Raw genomic sequence first — 17,714 nt, 5'->3', positions numbered from 1 at the left:
CGCAAGCAGGATCGATGACCTGCTGCCGTGGAACCTCAGACCAGATGGTCAAGCCGTGGTGATAGGCTGACGCTTACTGCCGAGGAGGCCCTCGCGCTGCATCTCAGCGGCATGCGCAAGGATGGCGACCGGATTCTGGAACCCACTCCGCTTGATGAGGTCCGGGCCGATCCGGACGTGACCGAGGCGGCGCGCATCCTGGTCCGGGCCGATCTCCCGGCCGGGCGGTGCGCATCAACGTGACGATGGACGAGACCTTGCTCTCGGCCGCCGACGCTGCCGCGACGAGGCTCGGGCAGTCGCGCTCGGGCTTTCTCGCGCAGGCGGTGCAGCCCTCTGCGCGCTGGGTAGCGGTGCCCACGGACGACGCTGCCGCTTGGCGGGTCGGATTTAACGACCGCCGCGACCGTCTCGCCGCCACGGCACCGAATCCCCCCAACGCGGGCCTGGAAGCCCTTCGACCAGCTCGTGGCATGAGCCGAGGACCGCTTCGGCCGCGGCGCATCGGCCGGGGCAATCCGAGCGGCGATGGACGACCCCGACCACGCGGCTCTCGCCCTTGGTCGTCCCGCGCTGGGATGCAGGAGTTCCTTGTCCTCAGGCACTGAGGCAACCCCGGCGAGGTCATGCGGGCAAAGCCTCGATCGGCTTCGGACATGTGGCTCCCGATGAAGCGGATACCCATCGAGCGGCGACTGCCGCAGCGGCGAGATCGCTGGGAAAAGTGGTCAGGCGAGTGGCAGTTGCCAGTCAGGGGTTACCATTGGAAATGGTGACGCATCGGACCTGTGGCTCAATCGCACTGTCCATAGCCGGGGCCTGATCGTGTTCAGGCCGTTACCTCGTCGCAGACCTTGGCAGAGGCACTCATCGCCTTGGAGATTGGGGCCTGAGGCGTCCGCCATCCACGCCGACCGAGCAGCACCAGCATCTTGTTGCCGACAGTCCAGGCCTCTTCCGCCGAGCGGTAGCTGCGGCTCGACCGATGCAAAGCGTCCGGTCGGTTGCTTTCGTAGATTGCCCAGATCCAAGGCCTTGGCAGGCGCCCGGCCCGCTCCGCCCTGACAATGACTTCGTGGGGGTGGGTGCCTCCAGCCGGAGGGTCACTTTGCAACAGGCTCATCGTGCCGGCATTCTCTCTTCTTGGACAGACTTCGATCGACGAGACAGGATCATCGCAGCCGCGATCCGATGGCAAGGACCCAAAGGCGATATTTCCGGCACTTTTCGGCCTTGTTCCGGAGGTTTGATCGGTGCCCTGACCATGGAGCTTGCTGCTTCGTCGGGTCCAGACTGGCTGCCCTTGCGGCAACTGGTTCCTCCGTCCCTGCCGGCCGCTGCGTCGGGCCTCTACGAGACGGCGTTGCGCCAAAGTCTGGATGATCGATCGTCAGCACATCCTGAGGTCATGGGTACCTGCTCTGGTGCATAACAGCCGCAATTGTGCGCCAGTGACTAAATGCCCGTGACGGCATCGTGCCGCCTGAATTTGTGAAGCATGCGCGACGCAGTCTGCCAGCTGGTTTCCTTATGGCCGGCATTAAGCCTGAGTTTATCTGACAAGAGCAGACATGGGACATATCGGTAAGGCTTCGGCCTATGCGGTTTTGGAAAGGAATAGCTTTGGCTGCATCCTGTCCGTGCCGCTCTGGGCGTTGATCTACTGGAGTACCCATTCCCTCTCACTGAGCGTGAGCCCCACGCCCCGAGAAGGCACGAGCCCCTCCAACTTTGAAACCTGGAAAGTTTTCGCTGCGTTGATAACGGACGCAGCAAGGGGTCGATGATGGCAAACCTTCCGAAAAAGGGCACCAGGGTGACATGGGGCACGGCCCAGGGTGAGACCGAAGGCACGGTCGAGAAAACCGTGACGAAGACCACGAAGATCAAGGGCCATACCGCAAAGGCGACGAAGGAGGAGCCGCAGGTGGTGGTTAAAAGCAGCAAATCCGGAAAACCTGCGATCCATAAGCCGGGAGAGCTCAAAAAAATCTGACCTGGATTGATGGCAATAATCTTGTGAGGTTCCTTTCCAATGGGAGAATTTTTATGGGATAATATAGCAAGCAAACCAGAGGAGTTTTTGGTGACCATTCGTACCAGCACCCACAAGCCATCCACCGCGCAGACGAAAATGTCCGAGCAGGATAGCCCGGAAGCCGATCTTACCCGCGGCGGACAAGCGGATCCGGCTTTTCTGCAGGCGCTGGAATCCTTGACGGTTCCGGAGCTGAACCAGGTGCTGAAACGGGCGCAGTCCCTGCGGGATGGTAAGCTCGATAGCGCCAAGCAGGACTTCGTGGCCCGCATGAAGGCCGAAGGCGAGCAGCTCGGCCTCAATCTCGACTCGCTGTTCGGTGGCGCTGTTCCGGCCAAGCGTGGTCGCAAGCCCGCGGGCGAGCCGAAGAGTGAGCGCCCACCGGTACTGGCGAAGTACCGCAGCCCGACCGGGGATGAGTGGTCGGGTCGGGGGCGCATGCCGAAGTGGCTGCAGGCCGAAGAGGCCGAAGGCAGGAGCCGCGACGAGTTCCTGATCGACAGGCCGGCCTAACAGCGGCGCGGTTCCTCATCCCGGCCTCAGGCCTCCTCGTCGGACTGGTCCCGGGCGTTGTCCCAGACCATCCGCGAGGTGTTGTTGGGCCAAAGCTCAGCCGGCCGGGGATAGCCCAGCGCGACCTCGTCGAAGCGGTTACGGGCTTGGCGCATGACGGCGGCGAGGTCGGCGCGGAGCGGGTGGCCGGAGTAGCCCTCGGGGTTGTCCAGGCCGGCGTCGCGGGCAGCCTGCTTGACCAGCCGCCAGACCGCCTTGTCGGTTAGGGCCAAGCCGGAGAGCCGGACGGCCTTGATCAGCCAACAATGACCGGCAGCGCCGCATCCGAGGCGCCGCCAGTGCGATCGCCGCCGCCTTGGCGAAAGCCCAGCCGAGCGTCGATCGTCCAGGCCGGGCAGAGCCCGGGCTCCCCTGGGCCCGGGCTCCCTGGGGTTGGCCCAGAGGGCGATGGTCCGGCCGGCGCCGCGCTGGTCGGTCTTGGAGCGACGGATCAGCAGGCGGAGGCCACGCTTCGGCACCAGCTCGATATCGTTGAGCGTCAGCCCGACCAGCGCCGAGCGGGGCCTCCGGTCCCGTCCGGGTTGCCAGCATCCGCCGCAGCGCCTCCGGCCCGGCGGCGGTGGCCTGCCTGCTGGGCGGCTGCCTTTGGTGCGGGCAATGCCCTCGAGCAGCACGACCAGGCGGGGGTGGCGGAGGTCAGGACGGTGCCGGGCAGGTGATGACGTCTAACAACTCGCGGTCACAACGCCGCTTGCCTGTCTTGGTATCCAGATAATGATGGGACAACCGCGGATTGCCGTATTAAGCGGTAAATGTCACATAAATAGGACTGCCGAGGTGAGCTTGAGTAATCCGCAGGGTACGCCGCAGAGCCTGCGCGCTACCGCCATCGATCGCCATGTAGGCCTCCGCATTCGCGAGCGCCGGAGCATGATGGGGCTGTCTCAGCAGCAACTCGCTCGCATCATTGGTGTGACCTATCAGCAGGCCCACAAGTACGAGCGCGGTCTTAACCGCGTCTCCGCCGGCCGGCTGTTCGAAATCGCCCAGGCATTGGCCGTGGGGCCATCCTGGTTTTTCGAAGGTCTGCCCATGCAGGACGAGAAGGCTTACACGCTGGCCCCACGGCAGCGCCTCTCGCTCGAGCTTATGCGCAACTTCTCGCTGATCCGGGATGAGAAACATCAGGATGCCTTGAGCCAAATGGCCCGTTCGCTGGCTAAACAGGTGGCGCCCGAGGAAGCTCCGGAGGCGACAGGCCAATGAAGCAGCAGCGCTTGGTCGTGGGCGTCCAACGGGGCCCTCGGTCCTGGCCCGGACGCGCATGGCACAAGCGATGCTCCAAGCAGCATGACGAGACCTGGGCGGCGGAGGCTCGAGCGTACGATCGAGCATAGTTCGAGGCTAGCGCCGGCTATTTCCCTCCGCAGAGCAGGATCGACGGCAGGAATGGAGCGGGAAAAGCGGCATCGCCGACACTCCTGGAGAATAACGACCGATATCAAGGGCTTGACGCGGTATTGACGGTACCGAATAGGTTGCCGCGCCTTCATGACGGCAGCAGCCGGATTGCCGCAGTACGAGCCCGGCATGGCAGGCTCCGCATGTCTACCGGCAATATCGGGCCGGGGCAGGGGACCCAGCGCCATCACCACCCACTCGGCCACCACACCGGTCAGCAATAGTCGGCGCATACCCGCCGCGCCTATGCCACTGACAGGCAGGCTTTTCCTCAGGTGGTGCGCAGCCGCCAGGTAGCCGGCGCTGCCGGCCACGCCCGCCACCGTCACCAGGCACCTGGCCAGCTTGGCTGGACGGCTGCCCTCGCACCGGCAGACACCGATTGGCTATGCAACACCCTTGGCATCAGCGGCGCCATCGAGGCCGTGGGACGCTTCCAGACCACCGCCAAGGGGGAGTGGGATCATCCCTTGGCAGCGTGACCTGCATCGAATGAAGGAGGACTGGTTCCCGCCCATGGCCGCCCCCGCCGACGGGATGCGGGCCATCAGCCTGGCCGGATGCCGGTACGTTCCTGAGCGCCCGCACTATTCGATCAGAACACCGGCTGCACCTTGACCAGCCTCCCGGCTCCAACTGAAAGTGGTGCGATGACAGCGCAAACCCCGTTTCCGATTAGCCGCTTTCCGGTGCCCACGCTGGAGGAAATGCCGGAGGACATCCGCGAGCGGCTGCTCACGGTGCAGGAGAAGGCCGGCTTCATTCCGAACGTCTTCCTTGTCCTCGCGCATCGGCCCGATGAGTTCCGCGCCTTCATGGCCTACCACGACGCCCTCATGGACACGCCCGGCGTGCTGAGCAAGGCGGAGCGCGAGATGATCGTGGTGGCGACCAGCAATGCGAACCAGTGCCAGTACTGCGTCGTCGCGCATGGCGCGATCCTGCGCATCCGGGCAAAGAATCCGCTGATCTCCGACCAGATCGCCATCAACTATCGCAAGGCCGACATCACGCCGCGGCAGAGGGCAATGCTCGACTTCGCCATAAAGGTCGCCTTCGAGGCTTATGACGTGGGCGATGACGACCTTGCCACCCTCGCGCGGCACGGCTTCGGTAAAGAAGAGGCATGGGATATCGCAGCGATCGCGGCGTTCTTCGGAATGTCAAACCGACTGGCCAACGTCACCAGCATGCGGCCAAACGACGAATTCTACACCATGGGCCGATAGACTATCGCCGACCGCTGGCACGCGGACCTGCAGCGTATCCTGGTGAGCAGCACTGCCTACCAGTAGTCTGACAAGCGCCGCATTCTGCTCGACTGCGGACTCGCTCGAAGGCAGTTCGGCTCGCAAACAAGACATTACGAGAGCCATTATCCAGGTGGCAATGTCACTTGGACGGATGTTGTGGGAACGATTGCTGGGAGTTGCACACGTCACAGTACGGCAGTGGCTGCAGCAACGGTCGACGTCGGCAAACACCCTGGCTTTCAAACCAGCACCGGCAAGGGGGCGCAGCGATACGGCATCTCGTCTTCCGACGAAGCTTGGGACCCTCGCGTTACGTGCGTTCAGCGATTTGACACCCGTCGAATGCTACCCTCACCCTCCCGCCAAAGGCGGAGGACCCATTCGCCAAGTCCGGGCATGACGACGAGAGGGGAATGGGCGCATGTTTGCCTGGCTACGCGATCTCAACGACAAGGAACGGAAGACCATGATCGGCTGCCTCGGCGGCTGGTCGCTCGATGCGCTCGATGTGCAGATATTCAGCTTCGTCATCCCGACGCTTCTGACCCTCTGGGGAATCTCCCGCGGTGACGCCGGCCTGCTGGGCACGGTGACACTACTGGTCTCCGCCTTCGGCGGATGGCTGGCCGGAGCACTTTCCGATCGCTACGGCAGGGTCCGGGTGCTGCAGATCACCATCCTCTGGTATGCGCTCTTCACCTTCCTCTGTGGTTTCGCACAGGACTTCAGTCACCTCTTTATCCTGCGGGCGCTGCAGGGCCTCGGCTTCGGGGCGGAATGGTCGGCGGGCGCGGTGCTGATGGGCGAGGTTATCCGCGATCGCTACCGCGGCCGCGCAGTTGGTTTCGTCCAGAGCGGCTGGGCTGTCGGCTGGGGCGCCGCCGCCCTGCTGTACACCGGGATATTCGCCATGCTGCCGGAAGCACAGGCTTGGCGGGTGATGTTCTGGATCGGCTTGCTGCCGGCGGTCTTGGTCTTCTGGGTTCGCAAGCACGTCGACGAGCCGGACGTCTTCAAGGCCCGCCAGGCCAGCGGTGCGGCCGCCGCCATCTCGCCGTTGACCCAGCTCTTCGTCGTGCTGAAGCCGCCCTATCTCGACACCACCTGGAAAGTGGCCTTGATGGTGACCGGCGCGCAGGGCGGCTCCTATGCCCTGTCCGTTTGGCTGCCGACCTTCCTGCGGACGGAGCGGCACCTCTCGGTACTGAATACCGGCAGCTACCTGCTGGTGCATATCCTTGGTGCCTGGTTCGGCTTTATCGTCGGCGCTTATTTGGCCGATGCCATCGGCCGCAAGCGAACCTTCATGATTTCGGCTCTTGGCGCCGCGCTTTCGGTCGTTGCCTATGTTACGCTGCCGATTTCGGACACCGTCATGCTGCTCCTGGCGGCGCCGCTCGGATTCATCATCTACATGATGTTCTCCGCCATGGGCCCCTTCATGACGGAGCTCTATCCCACGGAGGTGCGCGGAGCCGGACAGGGATTCTGCTATAATGTTGGCCGTGCCCTGGGGGCCCTTTTCCCGGCGCTAGTCGGCTTCCTGTCGCAGCGGCTGCCGCTGGGAACGGCCATCGCCATCTTCGCCTTCGCCGCCTATGGCCTCATGGTGCTGGCGCTGCTCATTCTGCCTGAAACCCGCGGCCGCTCCGTTGCCAATATCGGGACTGCAGATGAGTAGGCGAAGGTAGGGCCGGAAATCGTAGGGCAGGCTCTCGCCAACACTTCGCTGCATTGGCAACAATTTTCGTCGAGCCGAAGCCCCGGCTGATCGTTCAATCAACCGCTCAGATGTCCTGGCGGGGAAATCCGGGCCCGTCAGTCATCAGGCGTCGTAATGCCTCATGGGTCTGTTTTGAGCCTCATGAGGCATCGTCTGCCGAATCGTGTGAATGATTGCTGTATCGACGACAATCCCCACCCGGTCATTGGTCCAACCCAGATATTCAAGCTAAAGCGGGTTGCTGGCAGGCTAGTCAGTGGGTGGTCAGTTCGAATCCGCTTCTCAAGGTCAACCGAGCTGAATTAGGACTTGGCCACCGCGTCGGTGCTGCGCATTCCCACGCCGTCCGACTGTGCCAATAGCGAGTCACAGCCACGAAATTCAGGCTGCGAATTGCAGCAGCCTGACCTCATCCCGGAGCCGCACATCTGGCGCTCGCTTGGTTTTGGCTGATGGCATGCTTTGCAACAATAAATGCAGGAGGGCTGGACATGAGATGCCAGGCTCGCAACCATGTCCCTATCAAAAAAGGAGAGACGGCATGGCGGCCAGCAAGGACGAGATCTTCAACGGACTTCGCAAGATCGATACACCAACCGTCACCAATGTCGTGGCGACCTATCCGAAGAATCCGCTCTGTCTCGGCTTATACAATCCATGGACCGAGAATTGGTACACCGACACCTCGATCCGTTGCATCTATCCGGAAATGGGGCCGGTCATTGGCCACGCCGTTACCTGCGTCTACGGCCTGCCGGACCCCAACTATAGTGGCAGGCTCAGCTTCATGGACGTGATCGACGCGCTCGATGCCATGCCGAAGCCAACCATTCTGGTCATTCAGCAGAAATGGCCACCTGAGCTGATGGCAAAGGCCGGGCTTGCGGGCGAGATCATGGTCACCTCCATGATGTCGGTCGGCTGCATCGGCATGCTCTCGAACGGACCTTCTCGGGACGTCGATGCCATCCGCAAGCTCGGCTTTCAGTTGCTGCTGGGTGGAGTCACCGCCGGGCATGGAGAGATGGCAGTGCAGGCGGTAAACGTGCCGGTCTCAGTTGGCAGCATGGATGTCGCGCCAGGCGAGCTGATCCATATGGACGAGAACGGCGCGGTGAAGTTTCCCGTCGATCGTGCCGCGCAGGTACTCGAAAACGCCGAGAAGATGCTCGCCGGTGAGACGGAGCATTTGGCCCGGCTACGCGCCGCCAAGACGGCGGCGGAGGTGCGGGCAGCCGGCGGAGCCTATATGGCCAAGCCCAAGCCCTGATTGCTTCCAGCGGGGCAAGACTATCGTGTCCCGCCCTTGGCCGTGCCGCAGCACTCGGAATACCTGAGCGCTGCGGCAGGCGACCTGAAACAGCGGGCGCGTCACGACCTGGCATTGGATGGAGAGCGCCATGGCTTTGCTAATCTACGGGCTGGATAACGACGAAGTTGGCACCAAGCAAAGCTGGCGCGATATCTTGGCCGAGCTGCTCCCTGATCTGGAGGTCCGTATCTTCCCCGACGTCGGGAATACGTCCGAGATCATCTACCTTGCCTTCATGCATCCGGATTTTGACGCTCTTCCGCCACTACCGAACCTCAAGGTGATGTTCAGCCGTTCAGCTGGTGTTGAGTCGTTCATCAATCACCCGAAAATGCCGGAGGTGCCGCTCGGCAAAATCGAGCCGTCGGGTGGGGACCCGATGATGACGGAGTATGTCATCATGCATGTGCTGCGGCTGCATCGCGAGATGCCACTGTATCAGCAAGCCCAGGCCAAAGGCGAATGGCTACGCCGGCCTATCGTCAGGCCTGACGCGCGTCGGATCGGCTTCCTCGGCTTCGGGTTGATGGCGAAGGCGCCGGCGCTGATCCTGAAGTCGCTCGGTTTTCCGGTGTCGGCCTGGGTCCGCAACCCGAAGCCGGATGCTGAGATTCCAATCTTCCACGGCCAAGACCAATTCGACGACTTCATCCGGCAGGTTGATATCGCGGTCTGCCTGCTGCCTTTGACCCGCGAGACCGAAGGCATCCTTGGCACCCGCACCTTCAACGTGATGCCGCGCGGTGCCATGCTCATCAACCTTGGGCGCGGCCGTCACGTGGCCAATGCAGAGCTGATCGCAGCGCTCGATTCAGGTCAGCTCTCCTACGCCGCGCTGGACGCGCTGTATCCTGAGCCTTTGCCGCCCGACAGCCCACTATGGCTGCACCCAAAGGTAACGGTGATGCCGCATGTGGCGCGGCGTCCAACGGTGAGGCAGCTCGGTACCGAGATCGCCGCAAATATCAGAAGCGTCGAGACTGGCGGCGGCCTGTTGCAAGAAGTCGATAGGACGTTGGGCTACTGACCAGAGCGGTATCACGGCAGTTTTCTGTCTGATGTCGTGAATTGTGGAGCGGCACGCTGCTGCGCCATGCCAGGGTCAACAGATTTGTCCCGTTGGCGTCCCTCCGGTGATGACCCATCGGCCCGGCCCAAGCGTTGCCGAGGTAGGGACTGCCTCCCGCCTGGGAAATACGATGCCAAAAGCACTGAACGCCGGCACCGCGGCTAAGAGTGATCCAAGCGCTGGGGAGCGAAGGCTGCAGCGGCTCGACACCATCGCGCGCCTGCTCGACAGCCGATGGCGGATACCCGGTATCGGCGTGAGGTTCGGCGCGGATGCCCTGTTGAGCCTGCTGCCGGCCATCGGTCCGATCGCCTCCACCGCGGTCTCGGCCTATCTGATCTGGGAAGCCCGCCGGCTCGGGATCTCGACCGGGATGCTGCTGCGCATGATCGGCAACCTCGGGCTGGACGCGGTGATCAGCGCGGTGCCCCTTGCCGGCTCGGTCGGCGACGTGTTTTTCCGCGCCAATCTGCGCAATATGGCGCTACTGCGCCACCACCTGGAGAAAACGGCTCTGGCCACAGGCGGAGGCGGTCCGGCAGAGTGGGCAGAGGCCGGCTCAGAGTTGAGGTAGGCACCACCGCTATTATCAAACGTGAGTTTGCACCGGATGACGGCTGACGCGTTGCATCATCCGATCGGCACCTCTCGGCCGGGGAGGGCAAAGCCAGTGTCGCTGCTCACGAAGGATGATCTATCCCGGCAGTCTCCCTCTGCCTGGGCTTGCCTCGGCATTCTGGTCGGGGTGATCATTGCCTTCTGGCTCCTCGACAAGCACCAGGCCGCCTATGGCACCCTCGCCGCTCTGGTTGGCTGCCTTGGCCTGATCCTGCCGCCGCGGGAGAGGATGACGGCGCTGTCCTGGCGTATCCGCAGGCTGCCGCGACAACTGGATGCCGTGCCAGTACTGGCGACCTTGCTCTCAAGCCCAGGCTATGGCGTGAACTGGTTCTACGGCGCCAACCCCTATGATGAGGTCGTGCACCTCATCAGCGGCTTGCTGGCCGGTGCCGTGGTCGGGTCGCTGCTGGCGGTCGATGAACGCCCCCGGAAGGCCATCCGGCTTGCCCTGCTCGGCACAGGCTGCGGGATCGCCCTGGGCACCTCCTGGGAAATCTTCGAGTGGGCGACTGGACTGATCGGCGATTGGACCGATACCTGGACTGATATCGCTTTGACGGCCTCCGGCCTCATGCTCGGGACAGCCTTTTGGGGGAGGCAGCGGCAAGGCGGCCCCCTGCCGCTTCGCCGAAGCATGGATGCAATGGGCAGCGACTAGGCACGATATGCTTGTCGCAACCTACAACGTGCATCGTGGGCGGGGACCATTCGGCCTGTTCCGCCCGTCCCGGATCGCTGCCGTGCTCGCCGAAATCAAGCCAGATCTGATTGCGTTGCAGGAAGCCCAACATTACTTGCGTCCCGGCCGGGACATGCTGGATTTCAAGGCCATTCATCAAGAGCTAGGACTCAGCCTGCTTCAGGTGCAGGACTGCCCCGGGCAAAGCGGCTGGCGCAGCAACGTTGTGCTGGTCCGCGACGATGTCAGGATCACCTTTGGCCCCCGTGGCCTGCGGCTTGGCGGCCTCGAGCCGCGCGGCGGCATCGTGGCCGAGCTCGACCTGGGCGAAGGTCCCTTCCGCCTGCTGGCCTGCCATCTCAGCATCGGTGCCACGCGCAGGGGCCTGCAAGCGGCCCGGTTGCTGCAGGCGGTACAGTCCGGGAGCGGGGCGACTCTGCCGACGCTGCTGCTCGGCGACCTGAACGAATGGCGGCAGGATCGGTCTGCCCTGGCCGTGCTCCAGCCCAGCTTCGGCCCGTCCCGCAGCCCGCCGGGCTTTCCTTCCATCCGACCGCTGCTGTCGCTGGACCATATCCTCAGCCAGCCCTCCGACCTGCTGCAAGACTTTGCTGTCCATGACACGCCACTGTCACGGCGCGCCTCGGACCATCTGCCGCTGACGGCTCGATTCGACCTAAAGCGTTTTCCTGCCTGACTGAATCGCTGGTGATTTCACGGGCTGCACGATGGTGGTTCAGTTGTCCCTCCGGCATGAGGGACGATAGGTATGTCCAGGGCGCTGTCGGTCGATTTGCGAGAACGCGTGGTGGCGGCGGTGCGCTTTAGGGTGAGCGCGGCGAGCGCAGTCCGCTGGGCGGCTGGTGCGGGAGGTGGGCTCGGGCGAGCCAGGGCCGCTCGGTGGGGACCGGCGTTCGGCACGGATCGAGGCACATGCGGCGCTGATCCTCCGTCTCGTCGACCGAAGTCGGACAGCACGCTACGGAAGATCCAGGCCGGGTTGGCCAGAGCTCGTGTGTCTGCCGGCATCGGCACGTTGTGGCGCTTCCTCGACCGGCGGCGGATGACGCACAAAAAAGATCGCCCACGCCGCGGAGCAGGACTGCCCGGACGTCCTGAGGCGGCGCTGGGCCTGGTTCGAGGCGCAGCCTGCCGCGACCCGGATCGGCTGGTGTTCATCGATGAACCTGGGCCTCGACCGACATGGCCCGCACCCATGGCCGGGTGCCCAGGGGCGAGCGGCTGCGGGCCGCCACCTTGGCTGACCACGACCTTCGTCGCTGGCCTGTGCAACACGCCGGCATGGTCGCGCCCATGGTGCTCACGGGCCGATCAACGGCTCCCTCTTCCGGGACTACGTGGAGCAGGTGCTGGTATCCGAGTTCCGCCCTGGCGACATCGTCGTGATGGACAACCTCGGCAGCCACAAGGGCGCAGGCGTCAAGGCCACCATCGAGGCCGCAGGCGCCAACCTGCTCACCTCTTGCCCTACAGCCCCGACTTCAACCCAATCGAGCAGGCTTTCGCCAAGCTGAAGACCGCGCTCCGCACAGCGGCCGAGCGCAGCCTCGACGGGCTATGGGCTGCCATCGGCCACATCATCGACACCCTCACCCCAACCGAGTGTGCCAACTACTTCGCCGCCGCCGACTATGGCGCGCAGACTGATGGGAAAACACTCTGGTGCGCTTGGTCAACCTCGACTTGGCACGACGCAGAATAAATTCTGTCGGTCGCCGGATTGTCGACGTAACGTGTACCGCTCCGCAGGGGTAGCGATGTGGTAGCGTTTGACAGCCGCAATCATAAATGCAGCGGAGCCACGATTCAGCGACCGCATTTCAGATGTTCTTGGCCGATGCATTGATTGAGATAGGGGCGGGCATTTCGATCGGAATCGAGGGCATAGTCGGCGAACGACGACTCGTCCAACGAAGCTCTTTGAGCGCCATCGCAGGCTTTTCCAAGAGATGCCATGACAAAATTGCTGCAAGTAGGGTCAGAAGACCTGAGAATAGAAAGAGCGTCAGTGGGCTAAGCCTGAAATCCGCCCGTTCTGCGTAAAATACCACCATTTGTTGGATTGGCCACGCATAAAGATAAATACCATAAGAATAATCATTCTTTATGGGTATGGAAATATAAAAATGCTCGCAGATAAAAATAATCACAAAAGGTATCGTAACCAAATACAAAACTGATCTAACGCTTGAAATGGTAATATCCGGCCCCCACAAAAAAGGAATATTAGAGAGAGTCGACAAAAATAAATCGGATATAATTGGTGCAAACAGAAGAACAAGCACAAAAAAACAAACTTCACCTTGGCGACGCACAGCCAGCTTATCAGCATTAAGTCGGATGAATGCTCCGCCCAGAAACAATAGCACGAGTGGTGCGATAGCTTGATTGGCTGGAGTTGGATTGCCGGAACTCAAAAAGTAGATAAAAAGTCCGTTTGCAAAAAGTGATGCGGCAACGTTTGCGCGAAGAATACCCAAGGCGCCAACGGCGGCGACACCAACGTACATTAGACCTTCCCAGGGAAGGGTCCAGATTGATCCATTTGCGATATAGGGCACGGGATTGGTCGCAAACGTCCCAAACTGACCGTGCATCCACATGGAGGCAGCATAAGCAACGATGAGAGCAGGGCCGAGCCTCAAAATTCTTTTGTAAACGAACGCGCTAAGGCTCGATGAATTTAAGTAGCTCCCAGCGACTAGATAGCCGCTGACCGAGAAGAAACCATGCACTGCAAGATTTCCAGTGGTTCGCCCAAGTAGAAGAGGCTCATCCAATCCTATCAGCGCAAATGAGTGGCTATATAAAACCATTGCTGAAAGCAACAATCTCACAGCCGTATAGTTATTGCTGAGTTGCATTCCGCCTCACAAGACGCTGGTTGCGGCTCGTCAGGCATACCATCGTTAAAGTTGAGCAATCAATAGGCTTTCCGGTTGGTCGGTTGATAATTTGGTTGCTCCCGCTCAACCGCGCTGAAGCCATGACAAGCGCATGCTCGAGTTCAGGACCTGCGCTGCGTCTTGTGGTTCGTGCCGCATCATAAGTCTTGATGACCCGGCGCCGGATGGGGGCGGTGGTTGCAACTGCGTCGGTGCGCGGGCCATCCGCCATCCTAGCAAGAAATCTGCCCGTTTCAGTGCAAGTTCTGCCGGCGTCCTGATCGGGGTAGCAGCCACTCAGTTGCTTGTCGCGGCAAACCCCGTTTGAGAATGTCCGACCGGCGGTGTTCTGGGTTCTGGCTCTGTCCAAATGGAGGGGATGTGGGCCAAGGAGCACCGGGGGCGGCAGGCGGCGTTTGAACGTCGGCGGCGCTATCCGACCGATCTGACGGACGAGGAGTGGGCTTCGGTGCATCCTCTGCTGCCGCCTCCTGCAGCGCCTGGCAGGCCGCCGAACGCGGACTGCGGAAGATGCTCGACGCAATCCGCACCCTGGCCCGTGCGGGTTGCGGCTGGCGGATGCTGCAGGTGCATTCCGGGCCATGGCAGACCGTCTATCGGTGGTTTCGACGCTTCGCCCGACGCCTGCTATTACAGACCATCCACGACATCGCGCTCATGCCGGACCGTGAGCGGGAGGGCCGGGAGGCCAGCCCGAGCGGCGGCGTGCTCGACAGTCAGACGGTTAAGGCGCCGCACGCGCCTGATGGCGGGGGGCTACGACGCCGCCAAGCGGATCAACGGGCGCAAGCGCCAGGTTGCGGTGGACACGGACGGGCGCCTGTTGATGGTCAACCTGACCCCAGCCGATATCCAGGATGCAGCCGGGGCAGAGCGGATCATCGAGGCGGTGCGCAAACGCTGGCCCTGGCTGAAGCATCTGTTTGCCGACGGTGCCTATGATCGGGCAAGCTGATGAGCCAAGCCGCCTACCGCGACTTCGTCATCGAGATCGTCCATAAGCTGGCCGACCAGAAGGACTCTCAGGACCTGCCAGACGCTGGATGGTCGAGCGGACCTTCGGCTGGATGATGCGCTGGCGCCGCCTTGTCCACGACGACGAGCGCCGCTGCGACGTCAGCGAAGCCATGATCCGCGTCAGCCTCGGCGCGCTCCGCTCCGCCGTGTTGCTCACCCGCAGCCATTCTCAAACAGGGTTCTATAGTCGGCAATAGGTCAGGCCAGCAGTACGGAAGCGGACGTGGAGTCGAGGTGCTGTTGCTTCCCAACGGAGGCAACACTGCTCGACGAAACCGCGATCCGCGGCAATCACCCCGCGCTGCACAACCGTGCACAAGAACTCCAGAGACCTTGTAGTCCCTGGCGCATCATCCTGGCTGGCCTTCACCGCCGATAAGGCATGCGGCGCCCGCCTTGGTCGAACAGTCGTTCGCTCGCGCGGCGGGTGACGCCATAGCATTCACAACTCGCATTCTCGAGGCCTGGCCGGTCTGTGACGGTGATCCTGCCGGCGCCATAGCGGATGAGCCCAGCCTTCTGCAGCAGGGCGGCGGCCACCGACACCCCGGCCCGTCGTACACCAAGCATCATCGAGATGAGTTCATGGGTAATGGGATAGGTGCCTCCCTCAGCCCGGTCATGCGCCATAAGCAGCCAGCGGGCCAAGCGCTGGTCTATCTCGTGCCGGCCATTGCAGGCAGCGGTCCGTGCGACCTGGCCATGATGAACCAGGGCATAGCGGTTCAACATCCTGCGCAGGCCAGGCACTTGCTCGAGTACCTGGCGGAAATCCTCGACCGACATGCACAGCGCCGTACCTGGGCACTGCACCATGCCCTCGAGATCGTCGAGTTCATCGTCGAGCAGCAGCGGCAGCCCCAACATGCCCTCGTGGCCGACCAAGCCGACTTCGGCGCCATCGCCATTCTCCAGCGTAGCGACCATCGATACCCAGCCGGTCTCGATGAAGTAGACCGCCGCCATGGGCTCCTCCGGACGCTGGAGGACTTGGCGAAACACCAAGTCGACCGGGTGAAGCTTCGGCCAAAGAGTGGCGAGGTCCTCAGGCGGCAGCGCTCCCAACAGTCGGTTGCGAACTGCAGGAATGGGCTGGTCGATGGCGGTCACGGATCATCCTGCGGTCAAGTGTCGGCGGGAGCGCGGACCGCTCCCCGTTGCCGACGCCGAAAGAATCAAGTCGACAATGTGCAGCCGGTACCGCTGCCGACCCCACCTGACTGTACGAATTTGCACATCCTTAAGGCTGCCGCTTCGTATAGGCGTGCCATAATCCAAATTTCTGGATTCGAAACATCCCAGGCTGTCCGGTTATGCGACTAGCCGGTCACGTAATCTCACCGCTTATGCTGCTGGCCTGAACGGGCGGAGCGGGATCGCTACGTCGCGTCCTTGGGGGCTAATGGATTGGTCGACGGCTGAGTTTTCGGTGCCGATTGATTGAGGCCGAGGATCGGCGCAGCTCAACGCGCAGCGGGTTTCGCCAGAAGGCGACTGGCCGCGGCGAGAACCGCGGCGTGACTGGGCGCCGACGATCACCCTCAGCGTTCGGTCGCCTGGGGCAAATGGCCCTAACCCATGATTGCCGGAAGTTCGTCAAGCCGGACGGCAGCAGGTCCGCCTCCCTCACACAGGTCGCTTCCGGCACAGGACGGGGGTTTGGACGGCCCGACGCGTAACCAGCGCCGGGCCATGGACCATGCTCAGCCAGCCACCGCCGATTTGGACGATGCGGCCGTCTCCAGGTGTGTGTTCACCTTCAGCGTCATGGCAACGATGCCACCGACCAGGGCGCAACCGCCAAGGACAAGCAGTCCTGCTGAGAAGTTGCCGGTTGCATCCCGCAGGTAGCCCATGAGGTAGGGGCCGGCGAAACCCGACAGATTGCCGATGGCGTTGATCGCGGCAATCCCAGCTGCGGCCGAGGTGCCAGTCAGGAAGGCGCTGGGGATGGGCCAAAGCAGCGGCGGCGTTGCCGAAACGCCGATCTGGCTGAGGCAGAGCAGGCCCAGTATCATGACGGGAGAGGACACCAGGCCTGCTCCGGCAACACCGACCGCGGCGAGGATCATGGCGAAGCAGACATGCTCTCGCCGCTTCAGTGTCTTGTCGGAGTTACGGCCTAGCAGGACCATGCCAATGGCGCCGAAGACAAAAGGCAATGCGGCCAGCAACCCCGTCTGGAAGTTGCTGACTCCGAAACCCTTGACGATGGTGGGCAGAAAGAACGCAACGCCGTAGCTCGCCGCATTCAAGCAAAAATAGACGAATGCGCAGGCCAGGACGCGCGGGTCGCTGAGCGACCTGCCGATGCTCATGTGTTCAGCCGCCTGCTTATGCTGGTGCTCCGCATCCAGGCGTGCCTGCAGCCAGGTCCGCTCCTCTTCACCAAGCCAGGTAGCCTGAGCCGGCCGGTCGGTCAGGTAGAAGATGACTCCGATCCCCATCAGCAGCGATGGCACCGCTTCCAGAATGAACAGCCATTGCCAGCCAGCGAGCCCGGCACCGGACAGGTTCAGAAGGGCACCGGAAACCGGCGCGCCGAGGATCGAGGAAAACGGGATCGCCAGCATGAACAAGGCCACCACGCGGGCGCGGTACACCGAGGGGAACCAGAGGGTCAGATAGAAGATAATACCCGGGAAGAATCCCGCTTCTGCCGCGCCAAGCACGAAGCGCAGGATATAGAAGACCCACTCGTTCGAGAGGCCGGTCAGCGATGAGATCGGCCCAATGAACGCGAAGAGGCCGGAGATGATGCCCCAGGTGAACATGATCCGCGCAATCCAGAGCCGCGCGCCGAAGCGGTCGAGCGCCAGGTTCGAGGGCACTTCCAGCAGGAAATAGGAGATGAAGAATAGCCCGGCGCCCAGGCCATAGGCCGCCTCGGAAAGCCCAAGCGCCGCGTTCATCTGCAGCTTGGCAAACCCGACATTAACCCGGTCGAGATAAGCGACGAAGTAGCAGACGAAGAGGAAGGGCATCAACCTCCACATCACCTTCCTTATCGTTGTGGTCTCAATGTTGTCCACGCTGGATCCTCCCAAAGCAAAGCACCGCGAGGAAGCGTAGCTTGGTTGGGTTGGTTCCTGAAGCTAACC

15 protein-coding genes and 2 pseudogenes are annotated in these 17,714 nt (G+C 62.3%); 13 read left to right on the top strand and 4 right to left on the bottom strand.

Features of this window, described 5'->3' with window-relative positions; genetic code table 11:
* Positions 1-111 precede the first annotated feature (111 nt).
* From AC0IW9_RS15775 to AC0IW9_RS15765, 3 genes are all read left to right on the top strand, one after another.
* Positions 112-243 carry a hypothetical protein gene (locus tag AC0IW9_RS15775; RefSeq protein WP_471649227.1) on the top strand — a complete coding sequence of 44 codons (132 nt, stop codon included), beginning with the start codon at positions 112-114 and terminating at the stop codon, positions 241-243.
* A 1,540-nt stretch (positions 244-1,783) separates the two neighbouring features.
* A complete protein-coding gene (locus AC0IW9_RS15770; protein WP_471649226.1) occupies positions 1,784-1,996 on the top strand; it encodes a hypervirulence associated TUDOR domain-containing protein in 213 nt (70 codons plus the stop codon).
* Between the two features lie 90 nt (positions 1,997-2,086).
* The gene (locus AC0IW9_RS15765) at positions 2,087-2,551 is read left to right on the top strand and encodes an H-NS histone family protein (protein ID WP_471649225.1); all 465 of its coding nucleotides are present in this window, start codon (positions 2,087-2,089) and stop codon (positions 2,549-2,551) included.
* Positions 2,552-2,577: 26 nt separating this feature from the next.
* Here AC0IW9_RS15765 and AC0IW9_RS15760 read toward each other — a convergent pair whose 3' ends face one another.
* Positions 2,578-2,823 (bottom strand): hypothetical protein, encoded by a 246-nt coding sequence (locus tag AC0IW9_RS15760; RefSeq protein ID WP_471649224.1) that lies wholly within the window; start codon positions 2,821-2,823, stop codon positions 2,578-2,580.
* Positions 2,824-3,388: 565 nt separating this feature from the next.
* Here AC0IW9_RS15760 and AC0IW9_RS15755 point away from each other — a divergent pair.
* The 9 genes and pseudogenes from AC0IW9_RS15755 to AC0IW9_RS15715 all read left to right on the top strand — a co-directional run.
* The gene (locus AC0IW9_RS15755) at positions 3,389-3,817 is read left to right on the top strand and encodes a helix-turn-helix domain-containing protein (protein WP_471649223.1); all 429 of its coding nucleotides are present in this window, start codon (positions 3,389-3,391) and stop codon (positions 3,815-3,817) included.
* 845 nt (positions 3,818-4,662) lie between these two features.
* Positions 4,663-5,241: a peroxidase-related enzyme gene (locus AC0IW9_RS15750; protein WP_471649222.1), complete on the top strand. Its 579-nt coding sequence runs from the start codon at positions 4,663-4,665 to the stop codon at positions 5,239-5,241.
* A gap of 490 nt (positions 5,242-5,731) precedes the next feature.
* Positions 5,732-6,946, top strand: a complete 1,215-nt coding sequence (locus AC0IW9_RS15745; RefSeq protein ID WP_471649221.1) for an MFS transporter — start codon at positions 5,732-5,734, stop codon at positions 6,944-6,946.
* Positions 6,947-7,529: 583 nt separating this feature from the next.
* Positions 7,530-8,258 (top strand): RraA family protein, encoded by a 729-nt coding sequence (locus tag AC0IW9_RS15740; protein WP_471649220.1) that lies wholly within the window; start codon positions 7,530-7,532, stop codon positions 8,256-8,258.
* Between the two features lie 130 nt (positions 8,259-8,388).
* Entirely contained in the window at positions 8,389-9,327 is a 939-nt protein-coding gene (locus AC0IW9_RS15735; RefSeq protein WP_471649219.1) for a 2-hydroxyacid dehydrogenase, read from the top strand.
* Between the two features lie 172 nt (positions 9,328-9,499).
* Positions 9,500-9,943, top strand: a complete 444-nt coding sequence (locus tag AC0IW9_RS15730) for a DUF4112 domain-containing protein (RefSeq protein ID WP_471649218.1) — start codon at positions 9,500-9,502, stop codon at positions 9,941-9,943.
* Between the two features lie 96 nt (positions 9,944-10,039).
* Entirely contained in the window at positions 10,040-10,648 is a 609-nt protein-coding gene (locus tag AC0IW9_RS15725; RefSeq protein WP_471649217.1) for a DUF2238 domain-containing protein, read from the top strand.
* Positions 10,629-11,366: an endonuclease/exonuclease/phosphatase family protein gene (locus AC0IW9_RS15720; RefSeq protein ID WP_471649216.1), complete on the top strand. Its 738-nt coding sequence runs from the start codon at positions 10,629-10,631 to the stop codon at positions 11,364-11,366. Before AC0IW9_RS15725 ends, AC0IW9_RS15720 begins: the two co-directional genes overlap by 20 nt.
* Before the next feature lie 72 nt (positions 11,367-11,438).
* Positions 11,439-12,323 (top strand): annotated as a pseudogene (locus AC0IW9_RS15715) (IS630 family transposase); the annotation flags it as partial.
* Between the two features lie 187 nt (positions 12,324-12,510).
* On the opposite strand, the gene AC0IW9_RS15710 reads toward AC0IW9_RS15715, so the two are convergent.
* Positions 12,511-13,554, bottom strand: coding sequence for an acyltransferase family protein (locus tag AC0IW9_RS15710; RefSeq protein WP_471649215.1), 1,044 nt, complete (start codon positions 13,552-13,554; stop codon positions 12,511-12,513).
* A 400-nt stretch (positions 13,555-13,954) separates the two neighbouring features.
* Here AC0IW9_RS15710 and AC0IW9_RS15705 point away from each other — a divergent pair.
* A pseudogene (locus AC0IW9_RS15705) lies at positions 13,955-14,800 on the top strand (IS5 family transposase).
* 179 nt (positions 14,801-14,979) lie between these two features.
* On the opposite strand, the gene AC0IW9_RS15700 reads toward AC0IW9_RS15705, so the two are convergent.
* The gene (locus tag AC0IW9_RS15700) at positions 14,980-15,723 is read right to left on the bottom strand and encodes a Crp/Fnr family transcriptional regulator (protein WP_471649214.1); all 744 of its coding nucleotides are present in this window, start codon (positions 15,721-15,723) and stop codon (positions 14,980-14,982) included.
* A 593-nt stretch (positions 15,724-16,316) separates the two neighbouring features.
* Positions 16,317-17,645 (bottom strand): MFS transporter, encoded by a 1,329-nt coding sequence (locus AC0IW9_RS15695; RefSeq protein ID WP_471649213.1) that lies wholly within the window; start codon positions 17,643-17,645, stop codon positions 16,317-16,319.
* Between the last annotated feature and the right edge of the window lie 69 nt (positions 17,646-17,714).

Source organism: Belnapia sp. AC561, from assembly GCF_979252845.1.
Note: the sequence above shows the minus strand (reverse complement) of the source record. Positions and strands in the feature narration are given on the sequence as shown.

Excerpts from the sequence above, each read along its gene's own strand:
- AC0IW9_RS15775 (WP_471649227.1), top strand. The coding sequence starts at position 112 with ATGCGCAAGGATGGCGACCGGATTCTGGAACCCACTCCGCTTGATGAG.
- AC0IW9_RS15770 (WP_471649226.1), top strand. The coding sequence starts at position 1,784 with ATGATGGCAAACCTTCCGAAAAAGGGCACCAGGGTGACATGGGGCACG.
- AC0IW9_RS15750 (WP_471649222.1), top strand. The coding sequence starts at position 4,663 with ATGACAGCGCAAACCCCGTTTCCGATTAGCCGCTTTCCGGTGCCCACG.
- AC0IW9_RS15745 (WP_471649221.1), top strand. The coding sequence starts at position 5,732 with ATGATCGGCTGCCTCGGCGGCTGGTCGCTCGATGCGCTCGATGTGCAG.
- AC0IW9_RS15740 (WP_471649220.1), top strand. The coding sequence starts at position 7,530 with ATGGCGGCCAGCAAGGACGAGATCTTCAACGGACTTCGCAAGATCGAT.
- AC0IW9_RS15735 (WP_471649219.1), top strand. The coding sequence starts at position 8,389 with ATGGCTTTGCTAATCTACGGGCTGGATAACGACGAAGTTGGCACCAAG.
- AC0IW9_RS15730 (WP_471649218.1), top strand. The coding sequence starts at position 9,500 with ATGCCAAAAGCACTGAACGCCGGCACCGCGGCTAAGAGTGATCCAAGC.
- AC0IW9_RS15720 (WP_471649216.1), top strand. The coding sequence starts at position 10,629 with ATGCAATGGGCAGCGACTAGGCACGATATGCTTGTCGCAACCTACAAC.
- AC0IW9_RS15710 (WP_471649215.1), bottom strand. The coding sequence starts at position 13,554 with ATGCAACTCAGCAATAACTATACGGCTGTGAGATTGTTGCTTTCAGCA.